This is a genomic window from Streptosporangium sp. NPDC000095, assembly GCF_042899335.1.
GTDB lineage: Bacteria > Actinomycetota > Actinomycetes > Streptosporangiales > Streptosporangiaceae > Streptosporangium.
Window position 1 is genome coordinate 134,871 of sequence record NZ_JBIAZS010000017.1, and the last position, 12,401, is coordinate 147,271.

The window sequence follows — 12,401 nt, forward strand, 5'->3', positions numbered from 1 at the left end:
GTCAGTTCTTGAGGAAGCGCAGAAGTGTGCGGGTGAGCTGTTCGGGGTGTTCCTCGAAGATCCAGTGACCGGAGTCTTCGATGACGACCCCGGTCACGCGGTCGGCGTATCGGCGGACCTGGGCGGGGACGAAGTCACCGAGGCTGCCGCGGGCGCCGATGGCGAGCACGGGCATGGTGAGCTTCTTCGCGCCGTACGCGCGGTTGTCGGTGACGTCCTGTGGCAGGGCACGAAACCATTCGAAACTCGCCCGCAGGTGCGCGTCGTCGCGCAGCCAGCGCGCGTACTCGCGGACCTGCTTGTCGCTGACGCCGTTCTTCCTGACTTCGAGGGAGTCGACGAAACGCTCCACCCACTGCTCCTCCCTGCCGTTCACCATGCGCTCGGGCAGGCCGTTGGTGAGGCTGAAGTAGCCGAAGTTCCAGAAGCCCGGCCCCTTCGCGGTGAGGGCGGGGAAGGTGTAGAGGGACTTGTCGGGGATGGGTGCTTCGCTGAGGACCAGCTTGGTGACGTCGCGGCGGTGGGTGGCGGCGTAGGCGTAGGCGACCATCGTGCCGATGTCGTGGCCCACGAGCCTGATGTCCCGCTTGAGGCCGAGTTCGGTCAACAAGCCGTGCAGGTCGGCGGCGAGGGTCTTCTTGTCGTAGCCGTCGGCGGGTGCGTCGCTCTGGCCCGCTCCGCGTAGATCCGGCGCGATGACGGTGTAGTGCTTGGCGAGCTCGGGCAGGACTTCGCGCCAGGTGTACCAGGTCTGCGGATACCCGTGCAGCAGCACCAGGGTCGGCCCGCGTCCACCGCGCACGTAGTTGATCGAGATGTCGCCGACCCGAACTCTCCGCTCGCGGAAACCTGCCGGAACGCGTGGCTCATCGCCGCTCTTCGAGAGCGTCTCGGCGGCGATGGCCGTGATGGGCGCCGGCGTGGCCAGGGCGGAGGCGGCAGGAGCGAGGGAGGCGAGCATGCCGATCACCGCGATCGGGATGACGGCGCGGCCGCGGATCTTCGGGGCAAGGGCGAAATGGATCGTTTTCACAAGACGTTTCCCTTTTCGAGGCGGGTGAGGGTCGTAGGCTGCTGAACGTGCCGACCGTGCGGTCCGGCTCTCCGGTCTCTCCACGGTGGACCGGGACGTCGCGCACGGTTCGCCGGGAGCCCCGGCGTCGCCGCTCAAGGAGCGATGGAGCACTGGGTATTCATGGGGCAAACCGTAGAAACCGGCTCGCCGGCCGCGCGAGCGTCACCTGACTGCGTCACCGAGCGCCACGTGACTGCGGGTCTTGTTCCAGGCCGAAGGTGCACGAAGCGGCGCCTCACCCTCGATCATGCGGTGACCTGTGGCTGTCACCGGTCTTCCCATAGGCTTTGGGGCATCTCCACCAGGTTGCGGAGAAGGAGCACCCGATCACCACACCCAGCTTCGCGGAGGTGCTGCGTCGTCATCGGCACGCGGTACGTCTGACACTGGAGCAGCTCGCCGAGGCCTCCGGGGTCAGCGCCCGGACGTTGTCGGACATGGAACGCGGACGCAGCAAGGGTTCCCAGCATCGGACCGTCACCGCGCTGGCCGACGCTCTCGGCCTGGACGACGCCGACCGCAACCAGCTCGTCGAGCTGGCGCGTGAGGGCCGCCTGCGTGATCGCTGGGCCCGGCCGACCGGGTTGTGCGAGCTGCCGCGCTCCGTCGGCGACTTCACCGGTCGAGCCGCGGGACTGGCCTGGACGAGCGAACTCCTACGCGCCGGGGACGCGCCGGGCGCGGCGGGGGTCGGGCTCATCACCGGTTCCGCCGGGCTGGGCAAGACCACGTTGGCCGTCCGCGCCGGGCACGTCCTGCGGCCGGATTTCCCTCGCGGGGTGTTCTTCCTCGACCTGTTCGGTATGTCTCCGCAGCCCTTACCCGTCGACGATGCCTTGGGCATGCTGCTTCGCGCACTCGGTATCGCGGATCAGCAGATCCCGGGCGACGTCGCCGAGCGTGCGTCCCTGTACCGCTCCCTGCTGCGCGACCGGCGCGCGCTGATCGTGCTGGACAACGCCGCCTCCGAGGAGCAGGTCCGGCCGCTGCTGCCTGGCGGCGGTGCGGGAAAGGCCCTGGTGACCAGTCGTCGCCTGCTGGCCGGTCTGGAAGGAGTGCGCAGACTCGCCCTCGGGCCCTTGCCCCCGCTGGAAGCCACCAAGCTGCTGACCGGAATCCTGAAAGAGCGCAGCGCCCCGGACGAAGAATCGGCCGTCGGGCGGCTCGCGCAGTTGTGCGGTGGTCTGCCGCTCGCGCTGCGGATCGCCGGAAATCGGCTGGTGAGCCGGCCAGGCTGGAACGCCGCCGACCTCGCCGCCCGGCTGACGAACGAGGAGCGCCGCCTGGACCAGCTCAGCGCCGGCGACCTCAAGATCGCCACCGCGTTCGGGTTGTCCTACGAGCAGCTGGCCATCTCGACGCGACGGCTTTTCCGCCGCCTCGCTTTGGTTCCGGGCCGTGACTTCGACGCCGCTCTGGCCGCCGTGGCGGGCGGCACATCGATCGAGGAGGCATGGAACGCCCTCGATGAACTTGTCGACCTCGGTCTGCTGCAGGATGACATGTCGGGGCGCTACCGCTTCCACGACCTGGTCCGGCTGTTCGCCCGCGACCGGCTTCGGCAGGAGGAGACCACGGCCGAGCGCGACGCGCTCACCGTGACGCTGACGTCGTGGCTGCTGTCGACGGCCACGACCGCCGGGCGGTGGTTCGAGCCCGGGTACGGCGATCCCGGCCAAGCCGCCCCCGACGCCGCTGAGCTGTCCTCCGCGGAGAAGGCCGACCACTGGCTACGCGTGAACGCGGACAACTGGCTGGGCGCGTTACGTCACGCGACGAGCATCGGCCGGTTCGACGTCGTCCTCGACTGCGCCGAGTCGATGGACTGGTTCTCCGACCGGTGGATGCACGCGCCGCTCTGGTACGAGGTGTTCACCCTCGGTGCCGAGGCCGCCGCCGCCCTGGGCGACCCTGCCAGGCAGGCGGTGCAGCTGAACATGCTGGCCTGGGCTCATCTACTGTCGCGAGACGACCCGGAGGCCACACTGCGCTACACGGCCCAGGCGATGGACCTGGCGACCCGCAGCGGTGCCTCGATCCAGATCGCCTTGGCCCACCACCATGCGGGGGGCGCGCTTCGGCGGCTCGGGCGCCTCGACGAGGCCATCGCGTCGGAAACCCGGGCGGCGGAGTTACACAGGTCCAACGGCGACATGGACCGGTACTGCCACTCTCTCGGCGCCATCGGCACCTGCCTGCGCGATGCCGGGCACCACGCCGAGGCACTGGAGCGCTACCTCGGCCTACTGGCTCTGCTGAACGACGACCGCTCGGGGGTGACGCCGAGCGTCGTGGCGATCATCCGGCCGATCGCGCTGGCCCGCGTCGGCGACTGTCTGGGACTGCTCGGCCGCCGGGCTGAGGCGATCCTCAAGCTCACCGAGGCGATCAGCCTCATGGAGCAGGGGCAGTTGCCCGTTCCGCAGGCCCGCTCCCTGGAGACACTGGCGGTCCTGCTGTCCGAGGAGGACCGGATCGGGGAGAGCCGCCGTGCCTACGCGCGGGCGGCCGAGGTGTACCAGGCCGTCGGAGACGCCGAGGCGAGCGGCCGCTGCCGGAGCCTGGCGACCGTCGCGCCCTGACCGTTTCCGCGCCACTTCTGCGTCCTGTTCTGCGTGGCCTGACCACGCGCGCGCGACTTGGATGGAGAGCGTCAGGGACAGGCGCCGGGCCTGTCCGTCCAGGACAGGAGCGACCATGACCGCTGTCGGGAACATCGTGCTCGTGCACGGGGGCTTCGTGGACGGATCCGGCTGGCGGGGCGTCCACGACGAGCTGACCAGGGATGGACTCCGCGTCCACGTCGTGCAGAACCCGACGCTGTCGCTGGAGGACGACGCCGCGGTGACCCGCCGGGTGCTGGACGGCCTTGATGGTCCAGCCGTCCTGGTCGGCCACTCCTACGGCGGGGTCGTCATCAGCGAGGCCGGCACCCACCCCAACGTCACGTCGCTGGTGTACGTCGCCGCGTTCGCCCCCGACAGGGGTGAGTCGGTCGGCACCCTCATCGCCGCCGCACCCCCCGGCGCGCCGGCGCCGCCCATCCTGCCCGCGGTGCAGGGCTTTCTCCTCCTCGACCGTGACAGGTTCGCCGCCGCGTTCGCCGCCGACCTGCCCGGCCGGGTGGCCGCGTTCATGGCGGACTCCCAGGTCCCGTGGGGCGTGGACGCTTTCGGCGGGCCGGTCACCGAACCGGCCTGGCGGCACAGGCCCAGCTGGTACCTCATCGCGACCGAGGACCGGATGATCCCGCCGCCGGCTCAGCACAGGATGGCCGAGCGTGCCGGGGCGAAGATCGTCGAGGTCATCGGCAGCCACGCCGTCCACGTCTCCCAGCCCGCCGTGGTCGCCGACCTCATCCGCGAGGCCGCCGCCTGACGACGTCCGCCCTCGCGCGGGAGGCCAGGCCATGTTCTTCCCGCTGACCTGGGAGCCCTCGCCGCAGCACAGATCGCGGCCGCCGCATGCGAGCCGCCCAGAACACGGACACCCGCAGCACTGAACGCATCAGTGAAAGGCCGGAATCCTCATGACCCGCGTTTCCGAAGAAAGCGCGATATCCGACTGCAGGAACGTCGCCCCGGCGGATTTCGCCGCTGCGCAAGACCGGCCCGGTCAGAAGCGATCTGTCAACGGGCCTGACAGTGGGCTCGCTGGACGGGACCTCTGGCGCAGGCAATCATGGCCATATATGCCAGCGAACCCGCCAGGAAGATCACTTTTCGGGCGAGAGTCCGAACAGCGGCGTCTCCGCGAGTTCGTGGACGGCGTCCACACCAGCGGCGGGGCGTTGCTGGTGCGTGGCGAGGCGGGGATCGGAAAGTCGGCCCTGTTGCTGGACACGGCGGAGATCGCGGCCGCGCGTGGCATGCGCGTCTTGCGGACGGCCGGTGTGGAATCAGAGACACACATGCCCTTCGCCGGCCTGCATCAGGTACTGCTTCCGCTTCGTGCCGAGATCGGAAAACTGCCCGCTCCGCAGCGCGACGCGCTGGGAGCGGCGTTCGGCTTGACCGACGCCCGGGTGCCGGACCCGTTCCTCATCGCCCTGGCTGCGCTGAATCTCCTGGGCGAGGCCGCCGTCCGCTCGCCCGTCCTGTTCCTCGTCGAGGACGCTCACTGGCTGGACCGTGCCAGCGCCGACGTGCTCGCGTTCGTCGCGCGGCGACTGGACTCCGAACCGATCGTGCTGTTGGCCGCGATACGCGACGGTTTCCAGAGTCCCCTCGACAGGGTGGGGCTGCAGGAGTTGCTCCTCGATCGGCTCGACGACACCGCCGCGACCGCCCTGCTGGACGCCCACAGCCCCGCCCTGGCGCCGACGGTGCGCGCACGGTTGCTGCGGGAGGCGGCGGGAAACCCGTTGGCCCTCGTCGAACTGCCGATCGCCTCGGACACGCGGGACGGGAAGGGGCCCCTGCCGCCGGGATGGCTCCCGCTGACCACCCGGCTGGAGCAGGCTTTCACCGCCCGCATGTCGGGATTGTCGCCGACCCTTCGGACCATGCTGCTGGTGGCCGCGCTCAACGACAGCACCGCTCTTTCCGAGACCCTCGACGCCACTGCGCTGATCACCGCTGTAGCGGTCACGGCAGACGATCTGGCTCCCGCTGTCAGCGTACGGCTGATCGACGTGCACGAAGCCGGGGTGTCCTTCCGGCACCCGCTCATGCGCTCGGCGATCTATCAGGGGGCGAGCATCTCCCAGAGGCACGCGGTGCACGCCGCCCTGGCCGACGTCCTCATCGGCCGGCCCGACCGTCGCCTCTGGCACCGCGCGGCATCCACCCCCAGACCGGATGAGAGCATCGCCGCCGAGTTGGAGACCACGGCCAAAGGCGTGCGACGCCGAGGCGACCTGTTGTCGGCCGTCGCGGCGCTGGAGCACGCGGTCAGGCTCAGCGAGAATCCCGCTCACCGGTGTGAACGGCTTGTGCGGGCCGCCGAGTACGCGGCTGAGATGGGACGGCGCGACATCGTCGTGCGGCTGCTGGGCGAAGGCGAGCGGCTGCGGCCTTCGGCCCGGCAGCGGGCCCGTATCGTGTGGATCCGTGAGAACTTCGAGGACGGCATCCGTGACGACAGCGAGGCAGCGCACTCACTGGCCGACCTCGCCGAGAGCATGGCGGCGCAGGGGGACGTCGATCTCGCGCTGAAACTCCTGTCCAGTGCGGCCTTGCGATGTTTCTGGGCTCATGCCGACGAGGAGTCACGGCAACGCGTCGTCACCGTGGCCGAGGGCCTGCCCGTCGACGATCTGGACGGGCGGTTGCTGACGGTCTTGGCGTTCGCGGCTCCCATCGAGCGTGGCAAGGTCGTGATCGAGCGATTACGCCACCTGGCCGCCCACCCGGCCGACGGCAGGCCGGTGGCAGGACTGCTCGGCAGTTCGGCGTTGATGGTGGGGGCATTCGACCTGTCAGAGAAGTTTTGCGCCGCGTCGCTACCGGCCCTGCGCGCACAGGGCCGGCTCAGCCTCCTGGCACGAGACCTCGGGGCACAGGCGTGGAGCGCGGCCCGGCTGGCCGACCTGAGCGTGGCCATTCCCGCTGCCGAGGAGGCCGCCCGTCTGGCGCACGAGACATCCCAGCCGCTGATGCACGCCATCGCTCAGGCCTCGGGCGCGGTGCTCGCCGCACTACGCGGCGAGCAGGATCGGGTGGGGAGCCTCGCGGCGGCGGCCGAGCAGGTGGCCCTGCCCATCGGAGCCCGCCCCGTACTGGCCACGGTACAGCTCGCGCGCGGGCTCGCCGCGCTGGGCGAAGGACGTTACGCCGACGCCTTCGACCAGCTGCGAAGAATGCACGACCCCGCCGATCCGGCCTTCCACCTGGCGCTACGCTGCTTTTCCATCGCCGAACTCGCAGACGCCGCGGCGCACAGCGGCCAAAACCACGCGGTCGCCGGCATCCTCCGGGAAATGGAGACGGTGGCGCTCACCACACCGTCGCCGTCCCTGCACGCCGACCTGCGCTACGCGCGGGCCGTGCTGGCCGACGAGGCGGTGGCAGGACCCTTCTTCGATGCCGCGCTCGGCGCCGACCTGCGGCGATGGCCCTTCGTGCGGGCCCGGGTGCAGCTGGCGTACGGGGAATGGCTGCGACGCCGGCGGCGTACGGCCGAGTCGCGGGCGCCCTTGCGGATGGCTCGCGAGACGTTCGACGCCTTGGGAGTGATCCCCTGGAGCGAACGAGCGCGCCAGGAGCTGAGGGCCTCGGGCGAGAGCAGCCACAGTCGCAGCAGCGAAGCGCGCGACGTGCTGACCCCGCAGGAACTCCAGATCGCCCAGATGGCGGCCGACGGCCTGACGAACCGGGAGATCGGCGAGAAGCTCTACCTGTCTCACCGAACCGTCAGCTCCCACCTCTACAGGATCTTCCCCAAGCTGGGGGTCACCTCACGATCGGCTCTGAGCACAGCGCTACGCGTATCGGCCTCACCTCACCGCCTGCTCGGGTGACGCTCGGTGACGCAGTCATGTGACGCTCGCGAGGCGCGCACGGGACTTCCTACGGTGAGGCCATGACAGCAGAGAGATCCTTCAAGAACGGCAGCACACCGACCGTCGTCCTGGTCCACGGCGCCTTCGCGGACGGGTCGAGCTGGTCGGGCGTGATCGCCGAACTTCAGGATTCCGGGATACCCGTGACCGCGGTGGCCAACCCGCTGCGCGGCCTGGCCACCGACGCCGCCTACCTCACCGGCGTCGTCGCCGCGATCGACGGTCCGGTCCTGCTGGTGGGCCACTCCTACGGCGGTGCGGTCATCACCTGGGCCGGAGCACGACCGGGCAACGTGGTCGGGCTGGTCTACGTGACCGCTTTCGCGCTGGAGGCGGGGGAGAGCCTGCTGGACGTCACGGGCCACTTCCCCGGCAGCCTGCTGGGCCCGGCGCTGCGGCCGGCCGTCTTACGCGCAGCCGACGGGGAGGAGACCGTGGAGTTGTTCCTCAAGGACGAGCGGTTTCCTGCGGTGTTCGCCGCCGACCTGCCCGGGCCCTTCACCTCGGTGGCGGCCGCCGCGCAACGCCCCATCGCGGCTACGGCGTTCGAGGACAGCTCTCCCGACGCGAGCTGGAAGACCCTCCCGTCCTGGTACGTCGTGGCGACCGCCGATCAGGCGATCCATCCCGCCGCCCAGCGTTTCATGGCCCGGCGCGCCGGGGCCGACACCATCGAGGTCGACGCGTCACACGCGATCGCGCTGTCGCGACCGGCAGCCGTGGCCGACCACATCCGCACCGCCGCGACCACGACCGGGGCGGTCAAGCACACCCATCCGGCATAAAAGCCCTGTTCCCAAGGAGCCACACCCCATGACCGCACCGACCGTTCCCGTCATCTTCATCCACGGCCTCTGGCTGCACGCCACCTCCTGGTCCTCCTGGATCGAGCTGTTCACGACCGCCGGCTACGACGCGACGGCCCCTGGCTGGCCGGGCGACGGCGAAAGCGTCGAACTGTCCCGCAAGAACCCCGAGAGCATCGCCGACCATGGCATCGACGACGTCGTCGCCCACTACACAGAGATCATCAACGCTCTGGGCGTCAAGCCGATCCTGATCGGCCACTCCTTCGGCGGCATGATCGCCGAGAAGCTGCTCGGGCAGAACCTGGCCAGAGCCGCGATCGCGATCGACGCCGCGCAGATCAAGGGGGTGCTGCCGCTGCCGCTGTCGGCGCTGCGCTCGACCCTGCCGGTGTTCAAGAACCCGGCCAACAAGCACCGGGCGGTCTCCCTCACCCTCGACCAGTTCACCTACGCGTTCGGCAACGCCATCCCGCCTCAGGAAGCCGCCGAACTGTACGAACGCTGGACCATCCCTGCCCCGGGCAAGCCGCTGTTCGAGGCCGCCGCCGCCAACTTCTCCCCTCATTCGCCCGCCAAGGTCGACACCGGCAACAACTCCCGGGGACCGCTGCTCCTGATCGCCGGTGGCAAGGACCACACCGTCCCCGAGACCGTCACCAAAGCGACCCTCAAGCAGTACCGGGACTCCACCGCGATCACCGACTTCCAGGATTTCCCCGACCGCGGCCACTCCCTGACCATCGACCACGGCTGGCGTGAGGTGGCCGACGCCTGTCTGGCCTGGCTCACCGCGAACAACCTCTAGACGAGCCGAAAACGATCCGCGGCGTTGCCTTCGTCACCCGTCAACGTCGAGGTTGACCTGGCCACCGCCGCGGGCCCGGCCGCCTCGTCGCCGCCGCGCCGGCGCAGCTGAACCTTCACACCCTCCTGCCGGCCTTCGAAGCTCTGTGAAGCGGGACTCAGGCGGCTCGGTCGGCGGCTTCCAAGGACTCGATGAGCTGGGTTCGGGCTCGCGCCACCCGGGAGCGCACCGTGCCGATCGGGCAGCCGATCAGCTGGGCGGCCTCGGCGTAGGGCACGCCGACGACCTGGGTGAGCACGAACGCCTCCCGCCGCTCGCGGGGCACCTTGGCCAGCAGGTCGGCCAGAGCCACCTGATCCTCGCATCCCGGCAGCCCGACGGGTTGACGCCGTTCGGCGACGCCCTGCCAGTCTGCGAGATCGGCGACTACGGGGCGGCGGGACGCGGACCGGAACCGGTCGACGACGACCCGCCGGGCGATGGACAGCAACCAGGTCCTGGCCGAGGAGCGGCCCGCGAAGCGGGGCAGGCTGCGCAGGACGCGTACGAACGTCTCCTGGGTCAGGTCTTCGGCCGGCGCGCTCCCGGCCAGATGGGCGACGAACCTGCGGACCTCGGCGTAGACCGCGCGGGTGAAGGCCTCGACGTCCGCGGGCGCTCCCGAGCGCGCGGTCAGCGCGAGCAGCGTCAAATCGTCATCGGGACACGTGGTGACGTCGTGGTCGGCAGCGGGGTGATCGCACGTGGCGGAAATCATGGTGATCGTTCCTCGGGTCACGGTGCAGAACGGATACACGGGTCGAAGGCGCGGCCCCGGAGGGGCCGGCCACGACAGGGATCGGGAAGAGGGCGGCCGGACAGCGCGAATGCCGAGGCGGAACGCGGAAGCGGGATCGGGGCGCGTGGCCGGACCGATCGGGTTTCGTGTTCGCGGCGAGAAGGGGGATGGGCATGGGCCTGCTCCGGCCTGTGGTGAGGGGTACGGCCTGTGAATTCGGGCACGACGGCGGCCGAACGGACACAGGTCCGCCCGGGAGGGCATCGTGAGGAGACGGAACCGCCTTCGAACGAAGGTCGGTCCGTGATGGGGGAGCGGTTCAGCTACGGATCGACAGCGGCGGGGCGCGTCCGCTGAGCGCGTACCGCAACAGCGCCGAGCGCAGCAGCGGCGGTGCGGGGGAGGCGGTGAACCAGGGGCGGGCGGGTTTGGCCGTCCGGTCGCACCGGACTGTCAGCAACCGTAAAACCCGGACGGCGAGGCGGCGCAGCACCGCCCAGAGCGCGGCCTCGCCGCGCGCCAGCCACCAAGCGGCCAGCGCTGCGGCCCAGGCGTGTGTCGCCACCATGCCCAGGCCGGGCACCAGCCCAGAACCGGAATGCGCGTGTCCGCCGGTCTCGGCCAGTGGCGCGATGAGGTGAACGGCGGAGAAGAGCAGGTGCAGCGCCACCTGCGTGGCCGCCAGCAGCGGCCAGATCACCGCCATGCCGCGCTCGGTGCCGGTCGCGGGCAGCGCCGTCAGGAACGCCAGCGCCAGGGCGCCCGCCGCCGCCGGCGCGGAGACGACGCCGCCGCCCACGATATGGGCGAGCGCGCCCAGTCCCAGGCACACCACGGCGAAGACCGCGGCGCGGGCCAGGCGCAGCGTCGGGTGCGCGGGCATGCTCAGCGGATCACTCCGCGCCGCCGCCGGGACGGCCCCGGCGCGAGATCAGCGACCAGGTGCCCGAGCCGATCACCACGAGCGCGACCAGCGCGATCCAGGTCCAGCCCGGCAGTCCCTCGGAAGCCTGCCGGTCGTCGGTCGCGGAAACGGGGGCGTCGGCCACGGCGGAGGTAGGAGATGTCGGGGCGGGCGAGGAGGGCTGCGCGTCCGCCGAAGGAACGGCGGAAGTGTCCGACTCCGATGTCGGTGTGCGGGAGGGGATGGCAGACGGGGTTGCCGGGGCGGTCACGGTGAAGGGGATCTCCCCTTCGATCGGGTGACCGTCGGAGGAGACCACCCGCCAGGCGATCACATATTTGCCTGCGGGCAGCGGCTCGGGAACGTCGGAGGTGACCGTGTCGCCCGCGCCTTTCGCCTTGCCGATGTCGATGACCACATCGCCCGCCGTGCGCAACGCGACCGTAGGGAAGCGCATCCGGGAGCTGAACTCCAACTTGATCCGCTCGACCGCCGAGACCTTGGCGCCCTTGGCCGGGGAACTGCTCTTGAGGCGGTCGTGGGCGAGTGCGGCGGGGGCGAAGGGGGTGCTGAGCAGGACGAACAGGGCGCAGCACAGTGTGGTGACAACGGTCGTGCGGACGGATCGTGGCAGGGATGCCATGGTGGGCTCCGAAAAGGACCTTTCGCCGTGCCTCGGTACGGGCCGACGAGAACGGAAGAGACGCCTCCGGCGAAAGAAGAGAGGAGGACATCATGGTCACGGGGGCACGCCGCCCGCCGGACCCTTTCTTCCGAGGTCCCTCAGCCGGCGTGTCGCGGCACGGGCGGGCCGCGCCGCCGCAGCACCGGTGAGATCTCCCAGCCGCCGTACGGCCGAACCTCCGCGGCCGGGACGGCCCGCCACACCGGCGCCGCCACCTCGACGGGGACGGCGAACAGCAGCCGGATCAGCGGCCTGGGCCCGCCGTACAGGCGGATCATCAGCCACAGCGCGCTCTCACCCCGGTGCAGCCACCAGCCGGTGCCCAGCGCCACCACCAGATGGACCACCGTCATGCCCAGCCCGGAATGGCCGTGTTCGGCGGGCGACATCACGTGCGAGGCGGGCGCGGCACGGCCGAACAGCTCGTGCAGCAGGATCTGCGCGCCGATGGTCGCGCCGAGCACGACCTCCACCCCGCGTTCACGCCCGTTCAGCGCGTACGCCACGCAAAAAGCGATCAACGCGCCGAGAACGGCCAGGTGCGGGGGGATCAGGCCACCCCCGGCCAGGGCGTGGCCGCCCGCGGAGACCACGAGGCACATCGTCGCGAAGACGACGGCTCGCGGCACGCGCAGCGCCGACGCCGGAGGGGTCACGAACGACATCTTGTCAGGCAGGTAGCCCGCCGAGAAGACCGGGACCGTGGATCATGTCATCGGCCGTCGCTGCCTGGGGCGCACACCTCATGTCCGGAGATACGCGGATGGGCGGTCCGGCGGTTCACCCGTAGGCATGTCCGGCGCTCCGCGCCGGACATGCCTACGAAGCCGACGCCGGTCGAGG

Annotated in this window: 10 protein-coding genes; 5 read left to right on the forward strand and 5 right to left on the reverse strand. The window is 70.5% G+C overall.

Annotated features, from left to right (window positions below; translation table 11 throughout):
* Window position 1: 1 nt before the first annotated feature.
* Entirely contained in the window at window positions 2–1,033 is a 1,032-nt protein-coding gene (locus tag ACFY3V_RS31520) for an alpha/beta fold hydrolase (RefSeq protein ID WP_389778539.1), read from the reverse strand.
* A gap of 392 nt (window positions 1,034–1,425) precedes the next feature.
* On the opposite strand from ACFY3V_RS31520, the gene ACFY3V_RS31525 reads away from it, so the two are divergent.
* The 5 genes from ACFY3V_RS31525 (at window position 1,426) to ACFY3V_RS31545 (ending at window position 9,191) form a co-directional block, all read left to right on the forward strand.
* On the forward strand, window positions 1,426–3,657 hold the full coding sequence (locus ACFY3V_RS31525) for an ATP-binding protein (protein ID WP_389778541.1): 2,232 nt from the start codon (window positions 1,426–1,428) through the stop codon (window positions 3,655–3,657).
* 115 nt (window positions 3,658–3,772) lie between these two features.
* Window positions 3,773–4,453, forward strand: a complete 681-nt coding sequence (locus ACFY3V_RS31530; protein ID WP_362906177.1) for an alpha/beta hydrolase — start codon at window positions 3,773–3,775, stop codon at window positions 4,451–4,453.
* 313 nt (window positions 4,454–4,766) lie between these two features.
* Window positions 4,767–7,535, forward strand: a complete 2,769-nt coding sequence (locus ACFY3V_RS31535) for an AAA family ATPase (protein ID WP_362906179.1) — start codon at window positions 4,767–4,769, stop codon at window positions 7,533–7,535.
* 62 nt (window positions 7,536–7,597) lie between these two features.
* On the forward strand, window positions 7,598–8,362 hold the full coding sequence (locus ACFY3V_RS31540; RefSeq protein WP_362906181.1) for an alpha/beta hydrolase: 765 nt from the start codon (window positions 7,598–7,600) through the stop codon (window positions 8,360–8,362).
* A 28-nt stretch (window positions 8,363–8,390) separates the two neighbouring features.
* The gene (locus ACFY3V_RS31545; RefSeq protein ID WP_389778544.1) at window positions 8,391–9,191 is read left to right on the forward strand and encodes an alpha/beta hydrolase; all 801 of its coding nucleotides are present in this window, start codon (window positions 8,391–8,393) and stop codon (window positions 9,189–9,191) included.
* A 157-nt stretch (window positions 9,192–9,348) separates the two neighbouring features.
* Here ACFY3V_RS31545 and ACFY3V_RS31550 read toward each other — a convergent pair whose 3' ends face one another.
* From ACFY3V_RS31550 to ACFY3V_RS31565, 4 genes are all read right to left on the reverse strand, one after another.
* On the reverse strand, window positions 9,349–9,948 hold the full coding sequence (locus ACFY3V_RS31550) for a sigma-70 family RNA polymerase sigma factor (RefSeq protein ID WP_362906187.1): 600 nt from the start codon (window positions 9,946–9,948) through the stop codon (window positions 9,349–9,351).
* 340 nt (window positions 9,949–10,288) lie between these two features.
* Window positions 10,289–10,852, reverse strand: a complete 564-nt coding sequence (locus ACFY3V_RS31555; protein ID WP_389778546.1) for an MFS transporter — start codon at window positions 10,850–10,852, stop codon at window positions 10,289–10,291.
* A gap of 10 nt (window positions 10,853–10,862) precedes the next feature.
* On the reverse strand, window positions 10,863–11,516 hold the full coding sequence (locus tag ACFY3V_RS31560; protein WP_389778548.1) for a copper resistance protein CopC: 654 nt from the start codon (window positions 11,514–11,516) through the stop codon (window positions 10,863–10,865).
* Window positions 11,517–11,656: 140 nt separating this feature from the next.
* On the reverse strand, window positions 11,657–12,214 hold the full coding sequence (locus tag ACFY3V_RS31565; RefSeq protein ID WP_350949936.1) for a hypothetical protein: 558 nt from the start codon (window positions 12,212–12,214) through the stop codon (window positions 11,657–11,659).
* Window positions 12,215–12,401 lie beyond the last annotated feature (187 nt).